The sequence below is a fragment of the Mesorhizobium sp. WSM4842 genome (assembly GCF_055901575.1).
On record NZ_CM148372.1, the window covers coordinates 6,455,414 to 6,475,819 of the forward strand.

The 20,406-nt window shown below is 59.5% G+C and carries 17 protein-coding genes and 2 pseudogenes; 10 read left to right on the plus strand and 9 right to left on the minus strand.

Annotation, left to right across the window (positions count from 1 at the left end; all coding sequences use genetic code 11):
- Nucleotides 1-291 precede the first annotated feature (291 nt).
- The 3 genes from AC0NIE_RS31275 to AC0NIE_RS31285 all read left to right on the plus strand — a co-directional run bounded on the left by AC0NIE_RS31275 (nucleotide 292) and on the right by AC0NIE_RS31285 (nucleotide 2,605).
- Nucleotides 292-795, plus strand: a complete 504-nt coding sequence (locus tag AC0NIE_RS31275) for a two pore domain potassium channel family protein (RefSeq protein ID WP_473489615.1) — start codon at nucleotides 292-294, stop codon at nucleotides 793-795.
- Nucleotides 796-937: 142 nt separating this feature from the next.
- Entirely contained in the window at nucleotides 938-1,327 is a 390-nt protein-coding gene (locus tag AC0NIE_RS31280) for a hypothetical protein (RefSeq protein WP_473489614.1), read from the plus strand.
- Nucleotides 1,328-1,891: 564 nt separating this feature from the next.
- A complete protein-coding gene (locus tag AC0NIE_RS31285) occupies nucleotides 1,892-2,605 on the plus strand; it encodes an LssY C-terminal domain-containing protein (RefSeq protein ID WP_473489613.1) in 714 nt (237 codons plus the stop codon).
- 1 nt (nucleotide 2,606) lies between these two features.
- Here the strand turns inward: AC0NIE_RS31285 and AC0NIE_RS31290 are convergent.
- From AC0NIE_RS31290 to AC0NIE_RS31310, 5 genes and pseudogenes are all read right to left on the minus strand, one after another.
- A pseudogene (locus AC0NIE_RS31290) lies at nucleotides 2,607-2,711 on the minus strand (transposase); the annotation flags it as partial.
- Nucleotides 2,711-3,712 (minus strand): Lnb N-terminal periplasmic domain-containing protein, encoded by a 1,002-nt coding sequence (locus AC0NIE_RS31295; protein ID WP_473489612.1) that lies wholly within the window; start codon nucleotides 3,710-3,712, stop codon nucleotides 2,711-2,713. The gene AC0NIE_RS31295 and the pseudogene AC0NIE_RS31290, both read right to left, overlap by 1 nt.
- 107 nt (nucleotides 3,713-3,819) lie before the next feature.
- Nucleotides 3,820-5,109: an alpha/beta hydrolase gene (locus AC0NIE_RS31300; RefSeq protein ID WP_473489625.1), complete on the minus strand. Its 1,290-nt coding sequence runs from the start codon at nucleotides 5,107-5,109 to the stop codon at nucleotides 3,820-3,822.
- Between the two features lie 172 nt (nucleotides 5,110-5,281).
- The gene (locus AC0NIE_RS31305) at nucleotides 5,282-6,052 is read right to left on the minus strand and encodes a porin family protein (RefSeq protein ID WP_473489611.1); all 771 of its coding nucleotides are present in this window, start codon (nucleotides 6,050-6,052) and stop codon (nucleotides 5,282-5,284) included.
- Between the two features lie 369 nt (nucleotides 6,053-6,421).
- Complete coding sequence (locus AC0NIE_RS31310; RefSeq protein WP_473489610.1) at nucleotides 6,422-6,733, minus strand: hypothetical protein; 312 nt, start codon at nucleotides 6,731-6,733, stop codon at nucleotides 6,422-6,424.
- A gap of 465 nt (nucleotides 6,734-7,198) precedes the next feature.
- Between AC0NIE_RS31310 and AC0NIE_RS31315 the strand changes: the two genes are divergently transcribed.
- The 6 genes from AC0NIE_RS31315 (at nucleotide 7,199) to AC0NIE_RS31340 (ending at nucleotide 13,784) form a co-directional block, all read left to right on the plus strand.
- Nucleotides 7,199-9,313 carry an ATP-binding protein gene (locus AC0NIE_RS31315; RefSeq protein WP_473489609.1) on the plus strand — a complete coding sequence of 705 codons (2,115 nt, stop codon included), beginning with the start codon at nucleotides 7,199-7,201 and terminating at the stop codon, nucleotides 9,311-9,313.
- Nucleotides 9,310-9,945, plus strand: coding sequence for a response regulator transcription factor (locus AC0NIE_RS31320; protein ID WP_473489608.1), 636 nt, complete (start codon nucleotides 9,310-9,312; stop codon nucleotides 9,943-9,945). The genes AC0NIE_RS31315 and AC0NIE_RS31320 overlap by 4 nt, the downstream gene beginning before the upstream one ends.
- Nucleotides 9,946-10,023: 78 nt before the next feature.
- Nucleotides 10,024-10,413: a response regulator transcription factor gene (locus tag AC0NIE_RS31325; protein ID WP_473489607.1), complete on the plus strand. Its 390-nt coding sequence runs from the start codon at nucleotides 10,024-10,026 to the stop codon at nucleotides 10,411-10,413.
- Nucleotides 10,414-10,894: 481 nt separating this feature from the next.
- Nucleotides 10,895-11,020: a hypothetical protein gene (locus tag AC0NIE_RS31330; protein ID WP_473489605.1), complete on the plus strand. Its 126-nt coding sequence runs from the start codon at nucleotides 10,895-10,897 to the stop codon at nucleotides 11,018-11,020.
- Nucleotides 11,021-11,030: 10 nt separating this feature from the next.
- Nucleotides 11,031-12,752 (plus strand): hypothetical protein, encoded by a 1,722-nt coding sequence (locus AC0NIE_RS31335; RefSeq protein WP_473489604.1) that lies wholly within the window; start codon nucleotides 11,031-11,033, stop codon nucleotides 12,750-12,752.
- A 216-nt stretch (nucleotides 12,753-12,968) separates the two neighbouring features.
- Nucleotides 12,969-13,784, plus strand: coding sequence for an oxidoreductase (locus AC0NIE_RS31340; RefSeq protein WP_473489603.1), 816 nt, complete (start codon nucleotides 12,969-12,971; stop codon nucleotides 13,782-13,784).
- A 196-nt stretch (nucleotides 13,785-13,980) separates the two neighbouring features.
- Here the strand turns inward: AC0NIE_RS31340 and AC0NIE_RS31345 are convergent, their stop codons facing one another.
- On the minus strand, nucleotides 13,981-14,949 hold the full coding sequence (locus tag AC0NIE_RS31345; RefSeq protein ID WP_473489602.1) for an SDR family oxidoreductase: 969 nt from the start codon (nucleotides 14,947-14,949) through the stop codon (nucleotides 13,981-13,983).
- Between the two features lie 230 nt (nucleotides 14,950-15,179).
- The gene (locus tag AC0NIE_RS31350) at nucleotides 15,180-16,241 is read right to left on the minus strand and encodes an alkene reductase (protein WP_473489601.1); all 1,062 of its coding nucleotides are present in this window, start codon (nucleotides 16,239-16,241) and stop codon (nucleotides 15,180-15,182) included.
- 97 nt (nucleotides 16,242-16,338) lie between these two features.
- On the opposite strand from AC0NIE_RS31350, the gene AC0NIE_RS31355 reads away from it, so the two are divergent.
- Nucleotides 16,339-17,214 carry a LysR family transcriptional regulator gene (locus AC0NIE_RS31355; RefSeq protein ID WP_474045102.1) on the plus strand — a complete coding sequence of 292 codons (876 nt, stop codon included), beginning with the start codon at nucleotides 16,339-16,341 and terminating at the stop codon, nucleotides 17,212-17,214.
- Between the two features lie 27 nt (nucleotides 17,215-17,241).
- Here AC0NIE_RS31355 and AC0NIE_RS31360 read toward each other — a convergent pair.
- Nucleotides 17,242-17,370: pseudogene (locus tag AC0NIE_RS31360) on the minus strand (GMP synthase (glutamine-hydrolyzing)); the annotation flags it as partial.
- Nucleotides 17,371-17,688: 318 nt separating this feature from the next.
- Complete coding sequence (locus AC0NIE_RS31365) at nucleotides 17,689-20,187, minus strand: DEAD/DEAH box helicase (RefSeq protein ID WP_473489939.1); 2,499 nt, start codon at nucleotides 20,185-20,187, stop codon at nucleotides 17,689-17,691.
- Nucleotides 20,188-20,406: the final 219 nt, after the last annotated feature.

Sequence of the window (20,406 nt, forward strand, 5' to 3'; positions counted from 1 at the left end):
CGCGCGACACCCCCGACATGGCATCCGTCTGGTTCGTCTCGCGGGTTGCCGGATTCATCGAATTACGGAGAATGCAAGTTTCTGGTTCGACACACGTAAAGGTCCGGGTGATGGCGCCTTCTAAGTCAGGCCGACGACATGCAACCGAACCGCAGACAGGAGGTGGAGCCTGATGCAGCCGGCTCGCACTCCCGATTGTGCTGGCCGCACTGGCAACTACGGCCAAATCCCCACGAGAGTGCTTCCTTCAAACAATCGAACTCGCATTCATTAGGCTAGAAAGACAACTCGATGGACGAAGGGGCATCTCCCAGGCCGGTTTTGGAAATTGTTTTCGGCACGTTGATAATGATTGTCATTATTTTCGTCCACGGCGCGGGAATTCGGACAATCCATCAGCGCTTCAGCGAGTCTTGGGTTCAGGTGAATGAAACCACGGCATATTGGCGCCTCAACCTGTTGCTCGCCATCACGATAGGGTCTCTGGCAGCATTGCATTTCGCCGAAACGCTCCTCTGGGCCATCCCTATATTTTTGGCCGGATCAATTCCGTCAATGCGTGACAGCTACTACTACGTCCTGGAGAGCTATACGACGCTCGGCGAGGGCAGCATTAGTTTGCCTGATCGATGGCGTTTGGTCGGACCGATCATAGCGATGTCGGGGTTGTTCACATTCGGTTGGACGGGGAGCGCCCTGGTAAGCATCATGACCGATTTTGGCAAACTCGACAAAGTGCGGGCCAAGGATTTGAGGGATCGCGGGCCTCCTGAAGGGACTGAGCCAGAACCATGACTACAGGTCAGTGGGCGGCGTTGTCTCCCTTCCCGAGGCGACGACAGACGGGTTCCACCACTGAACGGATCAATGTTCGGCAGGCGCAAGGGGACGTAGTATGCTAAGATCTTCAGTGAGGAGCGCACCCCGAGCAGACGCGGTGTCGATAACCCATGTAATCCCGCTTTTGATCGCCCTAGCTATGGTGGCTGTGACTTCTGACGCGATGGCCGACAGCAGTTCCATCGGTGTATCGCATACGTCTGATCGCGATCAGCAAAACCTGGGCGAACCGGAGAGTACCCAATTTGAAGTCAGTGCCTCACACACCTTCGATACCGGAGTCATTTTGGGTGCCTCGGCCCAATATTCCAATAAGGCCTTTAGCGACTCGGCAACCGCCAACCTCGAAGCCACGGTAGGCTACCGTCTACGCTTCAACGACTTCCTCTCGGTGATCGGCAGCGTGGGAATTGGCGATCGTTTGCAGGTGTCCGGCGATGGCGGTGACATTGCCTATACTACGTACTGCGCGCAGCAGCGGACCTGAAGCTCAGTGAGAAAGTAACCTGGAATGCGGTTGCCTTTCGATACCGTGATGCGTTCGAATCCAGTGACGACTATTTGACGCCGCAACTTGCGACCGGCGTTACCTTCAAGGTGGATGATCACAATTCGATCTCGAGCAAGGTCCAATACAATTGGAAGGATTGGCATCCCGACACCGTCGGCTTCGCTCTCGGATACTCGCGCTCTTTCTAGAGCGCATGTGCCAGCTCATACTGCTTCTGCGTGCCCCCTCCATCCGCTATCGAAGAGACGTCGATTGCTGACTTCGTGGGCCTACCGCGCTTAATTCTCCGAGTAGAATACAGTTAGTTACGTTCCGCCCCGTCAATTAATCCGCCAAAGTTCACAGGGAAAGCAAACCCTCGCTGGGAATGCAGGCAAAGGATCGCAAAATGACCAACAGACGGAGCCCTCTGCTGGCGGCCTCCGATCTCGCCGCGGGCGACACAAACACCTCCTCGTCCGGCTTGCCGTTACTCTCTTTACCCGCCTGCTATTGAGCTGATCGAAGACCGTTGCGCATCGTATAAGAATGGAATTGCCCATGCGGCGTCGAACCAAAACACGGACTGCCACCACGGTCGTATTAGGTCTGGCCCTCACCTATTTGCTCCTCGCCTATTTCGTCGTGCCGGAAATCTGGGTGTTTCGAGATGCCTCACGGGTATCGGACTTCGGCAGCATGCTCACGCATACCGAGCAGGATATCCCGGGCGATCCGATCAACGTCGGGCTCGTCGGAACAAAGGAGGAGGTCATTCGTGCATTCGTGGCAGCCGACTGGGACCCTGCCGACCCCATCACGCTCCGTTCTTCCATCGATATCGGTCTCAGCGTCGTGCTCCACCGACCCGATCTGGATGCTCCTGTCAGCGCCCTGCTTTTTGAGGGGAGGAAGCAAGACCTGGCTTTCGAAAAACCGGTCGGAGACAGCGCGGACCAGCGCAATCATGTCCGTTTCTGGCTGACCAAGAAATTGGGCAGTGATGGCCGTCCGCTTTGGCTGGGTTCGGCCAGTTTCGATCGCGGCGTCGGACTTAGCCATGACACCGGCCAAATCACCCACCACATAGGCCCCGATGTCGACGCCGAACGCGATCTGGTCATCAGCGACCTGACGGCAGCCGGACAGCTTTCCTCCAGTTACGAGATTTCCGGAATTGGCGCCACCAAAGACGGCCGCAACGGCGGTGGGGATCCGTATTATACGGACGGGAAGGCTCTCGTTGGTATGCTGAAAGGACGTTCGCCTATTTAGACTCGATCGGATTGAGGTCCGGCGAGTAGGGCGGAAGATAGCGTAGGCATGCGCCGGCCGCCTCGATGATCTCGCGAACGCCGGCCACCTTGTGAGCTTGCGCATTTAGGGCGGAGACGGTACGCCAACACGGATCAATCTCGAAAAATCCGGCGACAGGCCTGACTTTCGTGCGCGCTCGTCTATGTGGGCTAACGCTCTTAAGTCTGACAATGGCAAGCTGACATCGAGCGCACCCCGTGCATACGCATATTCGGGAAGATAGCCGTTAACGATGAGGCGCCAGTCAAGCGGGACCACGTCACCGACAGCTCGCATCATCTTGACGATCGTGGTCGTGCAGTTCGTCGTGATGGAATTGTAGAATTCTGGAGTCGTGGAAAGTGCATTTGCGTCCAACACGTATTCCAGCAAGAGCGCCCGCGCCGCTTCCGGTGACGCTTTTAGCCGATAGATTTGGACATCTTCTCCGCGAACGTTTGACCTGACGCCGACGACGTCTCGCTCGTCAGCCGCAATAATGACCAGGGGATTGCTCTTGAACAGGTCTGCCATGGGAGAAAACTTGCCGCCTCCCTGGCGCCGCACCTCAATCGACCAGGCAAGATAGTCCCCTCCTGCAAAGCCGAAGCTTATGATGACATGGGCGATTTTGGTCCCGGACCAATAAGACATGAAGAGATCGACCGTCTGAAGGTTGGAGAGGTCGTAGGTCCGCGTTGTCCAGCGTTCGGTGAAATCAGTAGCGCTACGCCATTCGAAGTCGCGCACATCGGTCAGCGTCAACAGCTTCCCGTCGCGGGTGCCGGTCACCTGACGGGCGACGTCGGGCGCCCAGTCCGCGTGATCAAAAGGCCTGATAGTGCTCCACCAAACCAGAACCACAGCAAACGCAGCTGCAAACAGGACAAGCGCCCTGATGCGAAACCGGCTGAACAGCGCGATGATAGTGGCGAGGCCGAACAAGGTGAAAAGGCCGCCGACCACAGCCCGTCCAAACTCAGCCAAGGGCAGGCGATACCACATGGCAAGTCCGGCCCAGGCAGTCAGGATTGCGACGGCTAGCGAAAGGATAATGGCAAGCGATATCCGAGCGATGCGACGCATTCATCCCCCCTTTTCAGCCCAGACGGGACCGCGGCAACGTTCCTGCGGATGCGGTTGACTCTCCCCGTCATCGGCTTCAGTGCTGCCGCTTTGGCTTCGACGAATGATTATTTCTTGCAGTCTTTCCTAGTCGGAGAGGAGGCAGCGCAATCCTTACTGCTAGGGTTCGATTTCTGGCTGGTCTGGGAACCCGTCAAGGCGCTGATGTGATTGCCAAGATTTTCCCTGCTGTTTTGATCGACCGCCGCAACAGGTGCCGCAATCACCAGCCCTGCCGCGCTGCCGGCCACTGCCGCCGCACCGGTCGTTGCGTGGATGATCGTGTCGCCGAGGCCTATCCTGTTGTCGGTCAACGTCTGGCCGCCGGCCATACGCGCCCCGATCAGTTGCACGATCTGCGGTGACTCCGCGAACTTGCCGTGATGCAAAGGATCTCCGGATTTGACTTTGGTCAGATCGATGACGGTTATGTTGTTGGTGGCGAGTTCTTCCTTGTATGGAGCTTGTTCCGGATCAATCGATCCGAGCCGGGGGATATCGCCCCAGACCCGTCGCGAAACTTTCAGCGCGCGATCGTCCTGCGAGACAAAGAGGGTGAACTGCGGGTGCTGTTTGCCCATGTCGGCAATCTGAGTGCGAAACACGTCGACATCGACGTCAGGCGCGGCCAGCATGACGTTTTTGAACTTCGCCGGAAGGCCGCCATTGCGGATGGCCATCTGGCGCAAGCCTTCCAACGCAAGCCAGTTGCCCATCGAATGGGCGAGGATCGAAACTTCCTTTATTTCAGAATCGCGTGCAAGATATTGGAACAGCAGCTCAAGCGCATTTCGCGTGTAGTTGGTGCTTTCACGATCGTAGCCATAGGCCAGCGCACTGCCTCGGGAGGGCCATGTGACCAGGATCGGAACGCTCTGCGTGCCGGTGTCCTTTGCGATCTGCGCAAAACGATAGACCGAGTCTTCAAAGCGATTGTTGAATCCGTGAATGAAGACCAGGACGCTGTGATCCGGGCTCTTCCTGACGGAGGCGCTAAGCCACCCCTTCGCTGTCTGGAGCGTCAATTCCTGGGCCTGCACGACTGCGAAATCAGTCGCCGGGTTTGATGGCAGCTTCTTGGGCCATGCGACCTCTCCAACCTTGCGGACCGATGCCGGAGGGATCGACACCGTAATCTCCGCGAACGAGGGGGCCAGTCCGCGCTCGCCCGTATACATTTGTGCCGGATTGGAGGAACGACTGCGTGTCGTTGTGACCAGCATCTCCACCTTGCTTGAGGAAGGAGAGGTATCGGCCACGGGCAGCAGCACATTCGTCGGACGGGACGCGCACCCCCACAGCAGGCCAACCAACGCCGACGCCAACAAAACGTTGCTGATACGTCTGACTGTGGACAGACCCACGAAACAGTTTCCCAAACTCTTCTCCCGTTCGAAGTCGTCCCAAAGCGACCTCGGGTCGCGAAAGCCGCCCCCGCAACCGGGAGTGAAAACGATCAGCACTGCACTGCTAGCGCGAACCTCAGACACGCGACCGTGATCTATTTAAAAATCGCCGGCGCAGATCCGATCAGAACCGAAATCTGGCGCCGATGATTGGTCCCTGCATTGCTATGTCAAACACAAATCCGTCGTCCTCGTAGTCTACGGCAAGGTAGCGATAGCCCGCCTCGAGCGTGACCGAATCACTGTACCGGTATTGAAGCGTGCCCTGCACTTGCCAATCGATGTCGGCGCCAAGGCCGAAGCCACCGACATCCGCCTCGCCATGGAGTCCGAAACCGTTACCGAGAGCAACATCGCCGGCCACACCAATCACGGGGTCGACCCAGGTCTTGCTGCCGCTGGCCTCCCTCGTGGCGAGAGGGCCAGTAACGGTCAAATCCGCATCTAGGTACCAGAGCCGTCCGCCGGCCAGAACGTCCAAGGTCGCGGTGCCATTGTCGACGACCCGATAGGAGCCGCCGAAGGTCCACACCACCGTGTTTATGTTCGCTTCGGCTGAAAAAAGAGCCAACGGGCCGGGCGACGTGCCATCGGCCTCGAGTCCCAGGTATATGAAGTCAGTGAAAAGAGCGTAGCGGCCATTGCGCGCCTCACCGGCAAGCATGACCGGCGGGGGAGACCAATCGATGTGGTCGAAAATCTCGCTGAAATCGACGTCGATATCTACCGGCGACAGGCCCCTGACGCCGACCCTGCCCTTCATGCCTGCCATCCAGAAATAGGGCTCTGCGGTGAAGGTCCAGACCGGCGCGGCTTCAGCAGGCGCGGGCGCGGCTTCAGGAAGTTGCGTCGCAGCGTCCGCAGCGATCGCCGGCACCGCAAACAGCGCTGCCACTGTTCCCGCCGAAGCCAACACGAGAGCTCGGATGATTCCCATATTGTAGTCCCCTCTAAGTCTGTCTTTTACTTCTGTCCGATGCGATCGTCTTACGCCGGCAGTGACAACATATCTGTATTCGCGCTGCGCTGCTAATGGATTTCGGATTCCGATCGTTTTTCATGTCGACAGCGGTTCATTTGTTCGTGCCTGTCACGGACGGACAGTGCCGGGCCTACTTCGGGAACAGCAGGGTAATTCCCGTGCGCAATCCAAGCCCGTCGGGTCCGCTATCGGGGCTTACCGTGACGACAAGCAGGGCGGGAGCATGGCTGCTATAGTTTGTGGAGATCGCTTGCCAGACGGAAATTCCAAGCCAGCCTCCGCTTAGTTCTGGCGTGGCGGCCAAGGAATGACATGCGGTTTCCGGATGGAGTCCGCGTGCAACACGGCTCCGACTTCCCCAACCAACTGATCCACCAGTTCCTGCCATTCGGCCCGTCTAGACTCGCGCAATGCCGGCGGGACCTTGTCGATCCTCGACAGTGCGAGCTCCGCTTCTGCAAGTTCCTCGCACATATCCTGAAAACTCTCACTTCGGTCCATCAGCCGATGGATCGCCAATTCAAACTGCGGGAATCGACGCACCGCCGCCGAGACCGCTCTTTGTCTATCAGCCGGTTCGTCGTCCATCCTCATGGCGCAATTCGTATCCCGAGACCACCGTAGCCTAGCGCATGGAGGCGGCTGCGGAATGTAAGTTACGTGGGCTACAGGGTAATTTCTGAACATCCATAGCGAGCTCGGTGGGCGCCAAGCCAATAAAATTGCAAATTCAAATTGCGCTTGCCGGTCAGGCCGCCTACCTGTTGATCCGTTGTCATCCGCCGGCGCATTCCGCGAACCGTCGCCGTCGTCCCAGCGTTATCCGTTCAGAATACTGGGAGTATTGCAAGAACAGGCTCGCGGATGTAAATTACGCAGCGAGGGTAACCGGCGAAAAATGAAATATAACTGGGAGTAGTCACCCCAGAACGTCAGGTGAGGGAACCAAGGTGATCCAGGCGGACACAGCCGCGGGGAGCGGGCATCAGCTCACCCCAGAGGTCGTGCCCACCTTGCCCTGATCTTCACCAGTACGGGGTTGCCTGGGTTACTGTCCGCATGACGCAGACGGCTGCTAATATTGGCTGGGGTGGGCTGGCAGAGGAGCGTTTCCGCATGGTGCGCACGATGCTGGCTCTATCCTGCTTGGCCTTGCCGTCGCACGCCCGCTCCTTGTTTCCTCTCGTGATCGCATTCTTTGCCTCACAAACCTGCAACCCGCCGGGGATCCTCAGGCTGACCGTACGAGCAATCCGCTGCTTAGGTCGACTTGCGTCGGCGGCCTCCAAAACGGCCCTTATCAGAAGTTACAACGGACGATCGACCCGAAACGTCCTGTCAGCGGCCGCCATTCTTGCGTTTCAAGCGAGCCTGACCATTGCGACTGCGAGCGCCGACCCGGCCGTCCACCGTATTTTGATCCTGCACCAGGATAGCAGCACGATGACATCCGCCATCGAGATCGCCGACGGACTGGCAAAGGGCCTCGGAAAGCTGGCGACGACGAAGCTGGAGATCTATACGGAATTCCTGGATAGCGGCCGTTTTTCTACACCGGACCATCTGCGACGTTTGCCTGATGGTTTGCACGCAAAATTCGAAAGCATTCCTCTTCACATGGTTGTCGCGGTCGGCCCTGAAGCTTTGCGCTTCATATTGGATCATCGTAGCCCCATTGCCCCGACCGCCGCCATCATCTTTGGAGACCTGAGCGAGAGGTCGCTGAAGCGACTTTCTCCCCGGCCGGACATGAAAGGGGTGGTCAGCGCTTACGACATCGCGAAGACGACCGATCTCGCAATCGGCCTGCAGCCCGACGCTCGACGGATCGTGGTGGTGTCTGGATCGACTGAATTCGATCGATCCTGGCAGGACAATGCCCGGCAGATCCTAGGCGACAGATATCACGATCTGCCCCTTGAGTATCTCTCCGGCCTCACGCTCGAATCGATGATGGCCGAAACAGAGAAGTTGACGGCACAGACCATCCTGCTCATCCTTACGATTTTCGAGGATGCCAGCGGCACGAAGTATCGCCCCCGCGATGCCGCCGCGAAAATCGCGGCGGTTTCCGGTGCGCCGAGCTACGGTCTGCTGAGTTCGTATGTCGGCCTGGGAATAGAGGGCGGCAACATGGGGACGTATCGGTCCATCGGCGAAGACATTGCGGCCAAGGTCATTGAACGTATTTCCGGTGACGAATCCGCTCCGCAGATTGTCTATGCGACCAACTTTCCGGTCCTCGACTGGCGTCAACTAGAACGCTGGGGTTTGGACAAGGCCAGCCTCCGGGACGACGCCAATATCCTTCACTATACGCCGACGCTTTGGGAGACGTATCGATGGCAGATCACCCTCGTCGGCTTGGCCTTGCTGGCGCAGAGCCTGGCGATCCTCGGACTGTTCTACGAGCGTCGCCGCCGGCATGCAGCTGAAATCCAGTCGCGTCATCGCCTGCTCGAGGTCGTCCATCTCAACCAGTCCGCAACGGCGGGCGCCCTGTCCGCGTCGATCGCGCATGAACTCAACCAGCCGCTCGGCGCGATACGCAGCAACGCGGAAGCGGCCGAGATACTGCTTCAGAGCGATCAGCCCGACCTCAAGCTCATCCAACAGATCATCGCCGACATAAAGGACGATGACCAGCGCGCGGGAGACATCATTCAGCGCCTGCGCAAAATGCTCAAGAAGCGGGGCGAGATCGATTGGCAGGATTTCGACCTCAACGAGGTTCTCGACAGTTCAATCAACATCCTGCACGCCGAAGCCGAACGCCAGAAAGTATCCGTCCGTTCGGTTCGGGGGGCCAGGCACCTGCCCGTGCGCGCCGACAGGGTTCACATCCAGCAGGTCATCATCAATCTCGCGATGAATGCGATGGATGCGATGGATGAGAAGGCTTCGCCAGAGCGGAGACTCGAATTCCAGACCGCTATTACCAACAACTCCACGGTCGAGCTCTCGATTTCGGATACGGGCGTCGGCATCCCCAATGAGCGGCTTGCCGCAGTCTTCGATCCCTTCTACACCACCAAGCCGGCAGGCACCGGACTGGGCCTGTCCATCACGCGGACGATCATCGAGACGTATGGCGGCAGGATCTGGGCAGCCAACCGCCCGGAGGGCGGCACCGTCTTTCGCTTCGACCTGCCGCTGGCGCAGAGCATCCAATGACACCGGTCATCCACATTGTCGACGACGACGCGTCGTTTCGAACGGCTCTCGGCCGGCTGGTCGAGGCATCCGGGTTTCGAGTAGCTTCCTACGGTTCGGGTGAAGAGATCCTTTCGCGCCTGCCGACAGCGGAACCAGGCTGCATACTGCTCGACCTGCAGATGCCCGGCCTGAGCGGCGCGGATCTGCAGGACCGCCTTTCACAGGAGGCGCCGCTTTTGCCGACCGTCTTCCTCACCGGGCACGGCGATATCGCCACGACTGTTCGCGCCATCAAGGCGGGTGCCGAGGATTTTCTGGAGAAGCCCGTCTCGGCCAAGGACCTGCTGGAGGCCATCAATCGTGCGCTGCTGCAGAACGAGAAACGCTGCGCCGAGCATCATAGAATCGACAAGCTTCATGCACTCGCAGCCGGCCTGACGCCGCGCGAGTTTCAGGTCTTCGACATGGTCGTGCGCGGTAAGCGCAACAAGCAGGTGGCTTTCGAACTTGGCACGTCCGAAAGGACGGTGAAGGCCCACAGGCACGCGATCATGGAGAAGCTTGAAGTGAATTCGCTGGCCGAGATGGTGTCGATCGCCGAGCGACTGGGACTCCTGAACGCCCCAAAAAGAGGCGGTTCTGCCCCTTAGGCCAGTATCATACGCGCCCGGTTATGCCTACCGTTCGGATGTGGTTACCCAGATGCCAAGACGGGAAAGGGGCGCGCCTTGGAAAGCCTGCCAGGCAGGATAGCCGTCGTAGAGGACGATACCAGCATGCGGAGGAGTGTCGAGCGCCTGCTCAACGCCCATGGATTTCCGACTGAGGGTTATGGATCGGCTGAAACCTTTCTCGGTCGCGACCCGGCAAGCTCGATCTTGTGCGTCGTGCTCGATATCCAGCTCGGTGGGATTTCCGGACTGGAGCTCAGGCGGCGCTTGCAGAGCTCCGATCCTTGGCTGCCTGTCATTTTCATTACCGCCGTCGATGACGGTGCCATCGAGGTGGAAGCCGTTCGCTTGGGCTGCGTCGCCTATCTCCAAAAACCCTTCCCTGCCGCCTTGCTGATCGGTGCGATCCAGGCGGCGCTCGCGTCGTCCTCAGGCAACTTAAACTAAAACTAGTTTCCCGGCCTTTCGGGCGATCTCATTTTGGGCTGCAATAGGTTTCTGCCTCCTTCCCAAAGGTCAATTAGCGCGGCCAGTCTTCTCGGATGGCCTTCCCGATCGTGAGGCGAACCAAAGGACATCCAATGGATCCGCAGGGCGGGAGTCGATCCGGCAAGGCGGCACCGCGCTACCTCGGCCTGGCGCTGATCGCGGCGGGCGTTCCAGTGCCTTGCCCTCGGACAGATGCACCCGCTAGGGCTGCGGTTCCCCAAAGGCCAATAGCGGTATCTGCTCAACTCGCTAGACTTTAGTCATACCTCGATCGGGAAGCGTTCTTTTTACAGGGAGGCTCGCGTGGCCGTAATAAGAGCGACTTGCGGCACGGGAACTCGGCCGCTGCGGCTGGGCATTGGATTTTGCGTCGGGCTGGCGCTTGCGGACTCGGCCGCCTGGGGAAAAACTGTCATCGAGCCGGAAGCCGATTCCCATCTTGCGGGCCGTCGCCGACCAGCTGAAGGCCCTAGATGCATTCAGCCTCGACTACCAGGCGGATCACGGACTCATCGATTTGCAAGGCCAGAAATTCCAGTACAGCGGCTCCGGCAAGGTCATGTGAGGGGACCAAGGTGATCCGGGCGGAAATAGCTGCAGGGAATGGGCATAGGCTCGCCCCAGAGGATTGTCGTGCCCAGCTTGCCCGGATCCTCAACAGCGCGGACTTCGATGCAACCGGTCGCGAGCGCCGCTTCCTCAGCCATGTGGTGGAGGAGACGCTGGCGGGTCGCGGTGATCGTATCAAGGCCTATTCGATCGCAGTCGAAGTGTTCGGCCGTGACATGTCCTTCGACCCGCAGACGGATCCGATTGTCCGCATCGAGGCTGGCCACCTCCGGCGCGGGCTCGAGCGATACTATCTGACTGCCGGACACGACGATCCAATTCTCATCACGATCCCGAAAGGTGGTTACGTTCCAACGTTCTCGGTGCGAGCGACCCCCGAGACCATTGAGCCGGCCTTGCCGGTTGTGTGGGCAGAGAAAGTCCCGACCCCTGCTCGATGGATAAAGGCATCATGGCTGACGGTGGTTCTTGCGGCTACCGTCGCGGCATTGGCTGTTCTGGCATTGGGATTGGCGAGGAGCGGCGTCCGCCCGACTTCGCCTGAGATTCCGCGATTGCTGGTCGAGACGTTTGACGACCTTTCTGGAACAGAAGCCTCCAGGGCGATTGCGGGCGGATTGACACAGGAAATTGTCGGGCAACTCTCTAAGTTCAAGGACGTCATCGTCGTCCAGTCTTCCGAAAATTCGGTCGCGCCGTCGCGCTTTGTTCTTGCGGGAAGCGTCCACCTGTCGGCGGATGCCTTCCGGCTTCGGGTCAGGTTTATCAACCGCGCCGACGGGTCCGTGCTGTGGGCGGACAGTTATGATGGAGAGATGAAAGTCGCCGCGCTTCTCGAGACCGAGGCCAATATCGGACAGAAAGTGGCGACAAGCCTGGCCCAGACATACGGCGTGATCTATCAGGCGGACGCCTCGCTCAACGTTTCGAATCCTCCCGACGATTGGGCTGCCTATTCCTGCACGCTTTCCTTCTACGCATACCGGGCAAAGCTCGATCAAAGGGCACTTCCAGCGGTGCGTGCGTGCCTGGAGAAGGCCGTTGACCGCTTCCCGGGCTACGCCACGGCTTGGGGTCTGCTGTCGCAGGCCTATATCGACGAGATTCGATTCCTCTATCCTTCCAACGAAGCCGCGACGTCGGCCTCGATCGCTCGCGCTCTTGCGGCGGCCAGGCGGGCCGTGGAACTGGACCCGCTCAACATCCGCGGCCTGCAGGCGGAAATGTTCGCGCTCTATTTCAGCAAAGAGATCGAGGCGGCGCTGCTAGTGGGCAAACGTGCCTTGACCATCAACCCCAACGATACCGAACTGATGGGCGAATACGGATATCGGCTGGCGCTTTCAGGAGGCTGGGACGACGGCTGTCCGCTGGTCGAGGAAGCTCGCACACGCAATCCGGGTCCCTTAGCCTATTACGAGACCGCGCTTGCCCTTTGCGCCTATTTTCGCGGCGATTATCCGCAGGCGGCCATGTGGATCAGGAAAGCGACGGTTCCCGGCAACGCGAACTATCACACCATCGCGGCCGCGATTTTCGGCGAAGGCGGATATGAAGCGGACGCCCGGCGCGAGCGTGTCTGGCTTGAAGAAAACGCGCCAGGCTTGATCAAGAACCTCCGGCAGGAGGTCGCAATGCGGATCATTAGACCAGAGGACGTCGATTTCTTCCTCGGTTCGCTCAAAAAGGCCGGGCTCGCATTCAAGGACTTAGGCGGGCAGACGTAAAACTCTGCCCGTAAGACACGGCAACGCGCCGCCTGATGCCGCAACGCAAGCCCACCCGTAGCGCCAGTGGAGGGCATCATGAACATTTCGCGGCGCAACCATATCGATCGGCACTGAAGCTGGCCCCGTGCTATTGCATTACGATCATAATTTCTATAATTGAGTGTAATGCAATAGCAGGCCGCTGGTGGAAGCTCCAGAGTTTTGGAGGCAGCGGTGAACTTAAATTCCAAAAAAACCGCTCTCGTAACGGGAGCCTCGTCCGGCATTGGTCACGCGAGTGCCGAAGCCTTAGTACGAGCCGGCTTCACAGTCTTCGGCACTAGCCGCAAGGCGAGTGGCAAGAGCCCGAGCCAGGTCTCGATGCTGGCTTGTAACGTGACTGATGAAGCCTCTGTGGCTTCACTCGTTTCGACGGTACTCTCAAGCACCGGGCGTATCGACGTTCTCGTCAACAATGCCGGCTTGGGCCTGTTTGGGGGTGCCGAAGAGTCCTCGGTCGCTCAGGTTCAGAGCCTGTTCGATGTCAACCTGTTCGGTGTCATGCGGATGACCAACGCCGTGTTGCCTTCGATGCGGCGTCGTGGAGAAGGCCGCATTGTCAACATCAGTTCGGCGCTGGGATTCGTGCCGGCACCGTACTCGGCGCATTACGTGGCGAGCAAGCACGCACTCGAAGGCTATTCGGAGTCGCTCGACCACGAAATCCGCGCCTTCAACGTCCGCATCTCGCTGATCGAGCCGGGCAACGTCCAAAGCACATTCGACCAAAACTCGCTGGAACCGGATTCCATGATGAAGGAGTACGACGCAGGGCGCGCTTGGGTGCATGCCTTTATCAAGAAAGCTATGCTAACGGCCGATACTCCCGAGAAGGTGGCGGACGCAGTGCTTCTGGCGGCCACGGCCGCGCACCAGCGGCAACGCTACACCGTCGGCAAGGTCGCGTGGCAGATCAGCCTGCTGCGGCGTTTCATGCCTGCGAGGACGTTCGACAAGGCCTTGCGCCAGCAGTTCCGCCTGCCGGCCTGATCACAGCCTCGACCCGGCCAGTCGGCAAGCATAGCACTTGTGTGACCGACACTTGGTTGATCCTGGCATCAATCCAGGAACGTGTCTGTTCCAGCACCTCATCCGAGAGCATGGTTGTCGCGCGTGAGCGCGCGGACGAACCCGTTTCCAACATCATCATTCTGTCTCGCTGCTCTTGGAAGCCAGTCCATATGCATCAGGAATTTAGCTGATGACTTTTCGCCCATCGCGTGATCGCATCTCGGGATGTAGGGGCGGGTCCAAAGAAGTGTTCTTGCTTCGAAATATGCGAAACATAGACGCCCTTCTTGAAGAACAGGAACATCTGAATCAGATCATACCCAAGCTCGGAAAACAGCTTTACCGGGCGTGCGAGCAAGCGGAAAACCAGCCACGGCACAACCCGGACGTTGAGGCGTTTCTTTATAACCTCGGAGACGAGATCGGCGACCTCTTGCTGGCTCTTGGGCCCATCGCGCCAGCCGACATCGATCGTTTGGTTGTTGATTTCACTACCAGGAAACGTCGCGGCTTTTGCAAGATATGAGGCCAGATCATCTGTCAAAACATAGGACCATTTTGTAGTCTTATCGCCCATCGCCAGGAACCGGCCAGCTTTCACACCCTTCGCAATATAGTCTGAGCTTTGATCGAGAAATGTGGGCGCGCGGACAAATACATATGGCACACCGGAGGCCTTGATCAGATCCTCGGCCACTTTCTTGGCGTGGAAATGTGGCACTGCTGACGCCGCCTCGCAGCTGACGATGCTGAGAAAAACAAATCGGCCAACATTGGCTCTTGCTGCGGCCTCTATAAGATTCTGGTTGCCCTCAAAGTCCGTGTCGAGGCTTCCCTTCATGTAACTGTTAGCCGAACTGACTACGACGTCCACACCCTGCAAAGCACGATCCAATGACGCTGGATCCATCATATCGCCGCGCACCCATTCGACGTCGGCGCTCTCATTTGAGGGCGCGCCCTTACGCGACATCGCAACGATGGTCGCATTCGCAGCATGCGCCAGGTTGCGGAGAATCTTGGCTCCGAGGAACCCTGTGGCGCCAACGAGCAGGACCTTTTTCTTCCCCGTCGCGCTTGAATTTGCGGTCTCGGCAAGTGCCTTCTTATCCGAGGCAGTCGAAGGACGCGGTGATTGATCCAACCTAATTTCCTCTCATTAACTGATATCGGTCCGTAGCTCCCCCAGCCCTGATCGATCATCCGTTCAGGGCTTCGATTTTGGCACCGGCTTCCGCCGCCTGATCTGATAGTCAATCTTGCGCCCAGGCCTCGATGATGGGCGGCGCTGCCTCAACGAGAGACATGGCCTTGACGAGCCAATGCTGAGCGGCGACGGACGCTGGAGCTCGACAACGGGTATGGCCGCGTACCCTAGGCGCTCAGGGCGGGGTAATCGATGTAGCCTCGCGCGTTGCCGCCGAAGAAGGTGTTTTGGTCTGCCCCGTTCATCGCTGCATTGGCCTTCAGCCGCACGACGTAGTCCGGATTGGCAAGGACCATCTGGCCATAGGCTTCGAGATCGGCCAGCCCCGAAGCTACGTCGGCTCCGATCTGGTCGCGCGGACGACCCGGCCGGCTGAGGATCAGCGATTGGCGCCAGAGCTTGCGAATATCGGCCAGCAACGGCTCGTTGCCCTGGTGCATGATGTGCACATAGGCGAGCCCGAGCTTGTCGAGCTCGGCGACAAGATGGCGGTAGAGGTCCGGCCCTTCGGCGCCTTCGTCGATCCCCCACATGGTCGCCCCCGGGGACAGGCGGATCGCGGTGCGGTCCGCGCCGATCTCCTCGGCGATCGCCGTTGCGACCTCGATGGCGAAGCGGGCGCGGTTCTCGAGGGAGCCGCCATATTCGTCCGTGCGGGCGTTGGCGCTCGGCGCGAAGAACTGCTGGACGAGGTAGGCGTTTGCGCCGTGAATCTCGATGCCGTCGGCGCCGGCCTCGATCGCTGAGCGGGCCGCATGGCGGAAATCGGCGACGGTCCGGCGCACTTCTTCGGTCGTCAGCGCGCGCGGCGTGGGAATGTCCTGCAGCCCGGTCGCGGTGAACATGCCCGTCCCCGGCGCGATTGCGGACGGCGCGACGCCCTGGCGGTGATGTGGCGTGTTGTCGGGATGCGACATGCGCCCGGCGTGCATGAGCTGGATGAAGATGTGGCCGCCCTTGTCGTGCACGGCGGAAATGATCTTCCGCCAGCCGGCGACGTGGGCGGGAGTGTAGATGCCCGGGGTGGTGACGTAGCCTTGGCCGTCATCCGAGGGCTGAGTGCCTTCGGTGACGATCAGGCCGATGTCGGCACGCTGGGCATAATATTCGGCGGCCAGCGCGCCAGGCGTACCGTCGAAGCCGGCGCGGCTGCGGGTCATCGGGGCCATGACGAGGCGGTTCAGCAGCGTGTAGCGGCCGACGCGGACAGGGGTGAACAGCGGACTCATTGGGGACCTCCATTTTGCTGGAGTCCTTGTCCGCTATTCCACTCACGGGATAAATCCGGCAGAAGTGAAATCATCTTTCCATCTATGGAGCAATCGGTTGAACCATTTGAACGACATGGCGCTGTTCGTGGAGGTGGCCAGAGCCAGGAGCTTTCGGAAGGCTGCGGAGGCTCTCGGCATGCCGAACTCCACTCTGTCGCGACGTATCAGCGAACTAGAGAAGGCGATCGGCCTGAGACTGCTGCATCGCACGACGCGCAAGATCGAGCTCACCGAGGCCGGCCAGCTCTATTATGAGCGAAGCAAGCGAATCGTCGACGAGGCGCGGCTGGCGCACGAACAGCTCGGCGCGATGCTTGAGCAGCCGAGCGGCGTCCTACGGGTTTCGCTCCCGGTCGACCTCGCCACGCTTTACCTCACTCCGATCATCGGCGATTTCGCACGGCACTATCCCGGCATCACGTTCGAATTCGACCTGACCCCACGCCGCGTCGATCTGGTGGCCGAGCCGTTCGATGTGGCGATCCGCATCGGCAAACTGGAAGATTCCAGCCTGATCGCTCGCCTGATCGGGCGGCATTCGCGCCACCTCTATGCGTCTCCTGGCTATATCGAAGCGTCAGGCGAGCCCGCGACACCAGCGGACCTGGCGGAGCATGAATGCATCTGCATGCCGCGGAGCCCGACCTGGACTTTGCACCAGGAGATGAACAAGGTCGATGTCGGCGTTCGCGGCCGCTTCACGCTCAACAGCGTCGGGATGATCCGCGCCCTGGCGGTCAACCACCAGGGCATCGCCCTGCTTGCCGAGAAGATCGTCGCCGAAGACTTGGCCTCTGGCCGGCTCCGACGCATCCTGCCCGAATGGCAGGGGTCGTCGGTCAGCATTTACGCCGTCACCGAAACTCGCCTTATTCCAGCCAAGACCCAGCGCTTCATCGAATTCCTGTCTTCCAGGTTGATGGAGGCTTGAACATGCTATTGCCGCCGTTGCCCGGTACTCCCACTCGATTGTGCCCGGCGGCTTGCTCGTCACGTCGTAGACGACGCGGTTGATGCCGCGCACCTCGTTGATGATGGTGGCGGCGCTCAGGAACGCCATGCCGTAGCGGTAGAAATCCGCCGTCATGAGCGGCAGACTGTACTGTAGTGCTGGCGAAACATCTCCACCACGCCTGATGCCTCTTCCTTGCGCATCAGCCCGTGGTCGGCGGCGGAGAATATCATCTTGCTCCAGTCGCAATGGCAAGTGAGCGACCGACAGTGACTAATTCGCGGGAACAGCATGCTCACCATTTGGACATACGACCGGGTGCCCGGCGGCGAAAATGGCCCAGAGGCTTTGTGCGTGATCTCCGGCTGAGATGAGCCTGCGAGGAAGCGGCACTCGACTACGCGGTGAAGAGTACTGCGCGATTGAAGCGATCATGCGTTCAGCCACGGTTCGTCATGCAATCTTCCCCCGCAAGCTGTCCGCGAGTGCAGAAAGCGTATCGGCAAGTTGTCTCGCGGCTTCCGGTGGCGGCAGCGGCATTTTGAGGCTTTGCGCGCCGGTGGCGAGATCGCGCTCAATCCATGGATGCGCCGGTGCGCTGGGATCGTTGGCGGACGCCAGCGCGGCGACAAACTGGGCGCCGACCTGCAGCAAGGCGCGCCAGGGATCGACATCGGCACCCGTATCGCTCGGCGGTGCTCCGGCCGCATCAGTTCGCGCAATCGCCGTCTCGCCCGCTCCAGCGTCTACATCCGCATTTACATCTTCCGCGGAACCGGCCGCATCTGCAGCGGCGATGTTCCTCACTTCCTCGGCCGGTGTTACGGCCTCGCCCTCACCCATGCTCCCGGTGACATTTTCCACGTCCTTCATGAAGCGGTTGAGACGCGAACCGCCGAGCGAAATCTCGCCGCTGGCGCCATCGAGAATTCCCGCCGACAAAGAGCGTTTGAACGCCAGCACCGAAAGCATGCCTTCCTCGATGGTGCCCTTGGCCACGAAATTGATGACCCGCACCGGCCGTTTCTGACCCATGCGATGAATGCGCGCGATGCGCTGTTCGAGGATCGCCGGGTTCCATGGCAAGTCCATGTTCACCAGGGTCGAAGCATGCTGCAGATTGAGCCCCGTGCTGCCGGCATCGGTGGACAGAAACACGCGGCAGGCGGGATCGTCGCGAAACCGCTCGACCAATGCCGGCCGCTTCTCCGACGGCACGCCGCCGTGGAAGCTGACATAGCCCAGCTTACGCGCTTCGAGGCGGCGGATGACGATGTCGTGGGTCCGCGTCCATTGCGAAAACACAACCGCCTTGGCGTTGGGCTCGGCGAACAAATCCTCGAACAGCGCCGCCAGTTCGCCGGCCTTGACGCCATGGTCGGTTTCCCGGTCCAGCAGATAGGTGCTGTTGCACGACATGCGCATGTTCTGTAGCGCACAGGTCAGCCGGCGCTGATCCTTGTCCGACAGAAACCTGGTCTTGCGCCAGCGCTGGACGATTTTCGCTACCACGTCAGCGTTTTCCTGATGATAGAGCATTTGCATCTCCGTCATCGGCACCAGCAGATTCTGGTCGGTCCGGCTGGGCAGTTGCCGCAGCACCTCGGATTTGCGTCGGCGGATCATAACCGGCGCCAGCGTTTGGCTGACCTTCTCCAGCCCGGTATAGCCGGTAACACGCCCGGCATCGTCCTTGACCTGATGCTCGTGCAGCAGCTTCCAAGTCGGCCCCAGCCGGTGCTGATCGACAAACTGGACGATGGACACCAGTTCCTCCAGCTTGTTTTCCAACGGCGTCCCGGTAAGCACGATCGCATAGGAGCTATCGATGCGTTTCAGTGCGCGCGCGGCAATCGTGTTCCAGTTCTTGACCCTTTGCGCTTCATCGACGATGACCAGTTCGGGTCCCCACGCGGCGATCAGGTCGAGATCGGGCTTGAGTTTCTCATAATTTGTGATCTTGCAGAAATCGTCAAAGGCGTAGTCCATCTGCCGCTGCGCCCGACCGCCGTTGATCACGCGTGCCGCATTTTCACCTTCCCGCCCCGAGAAACGCATAATCTCGCTTTGCCACTGGTATTTGAGCGAGGTCGGGCAGACCACCAGCACTTTCGAGACGCCAAAGTGTCGCGCCAGTATTTCAGCTGCGGCAATTGCCTGTATGGTCTTGCCCAATCCCATATCGTCGGCGATCAATGCCCGGCCGGTTCGCACCGCAAACAGCGCGCCTTCGGCCTGATAGGGATAGAGCGGTACCTTCAGAAGTGCCAGCAGCTTGGGATCGGCGGCACCGCGCTGGAACACTTGTTCGAGCTTTACTGCACGCCGGTCCGCATCGCGCCTTCCCGCGATAAAATCGAGCGCATCGTCATAGGCCCGCATCTCATGGCCGCACTTCGACACCAAGGTCATGAAGCGCTCCAACTCGCCAAACCGCTCGTCCGGCAGCATCCCGTCGTGTTCGGCATCGAACAAGCCTTTGGCGGCCTCGCTCACCGCCGGCGGGCAGTCCGTTCCGGCGCGAAAATACACGCAGCGCTTGCCTTCATTGCGTAAATACAGCTCAGAAAATGCCGGCTGGTAACCGCGCGCAAACGCTGTCCTGGCGCCGCGCTTTTTCTTCAGCCGGGCAAGTGTGAATTCGAGGTGCTTGCAGGTTCCCAATTCGCTGGTGGCATAATCGGGGCATGAACAGAAATTGCCACCCGGCCCCAAGCCTCGGATCGCCACACGGTAGCTGGACTTCGAAACAGGATTGCTGACCCGAAATTCGGAGAAAAACGGTTCGCTGGTCAGATTCTCAAGTCCGAAGTCCTGCTCGCGTCCGAACTGGCGGCGCAAGCCGCGTTGCCAGTCCACCGGCGAAAGATCGGCAGGCGCGTGGGCGCGCGAGAGCTTAGGCTCCCGGTTCGGCTTGATCGTGGAATTCAGGCTTTGGCGCTTGGGTTTCATCGAACCGTAATCCGTTCAGAAAAATTTCTCCCCAGACGTCGATCATAGATGCGGGCGCCCCCCTATTCCCACTCGATTGTTCTCAGCTTTCGTAACATGCTGACTTTTCAGAAACTTTTTCTGTGGATAGCCAAGAACCGTCTCCCCCATCCGTCAGAAATTCGCGCTGTTGATTTCAAAGGCGAATTTCGGTGATTCGCGACTTGCTCGGTTCAACCA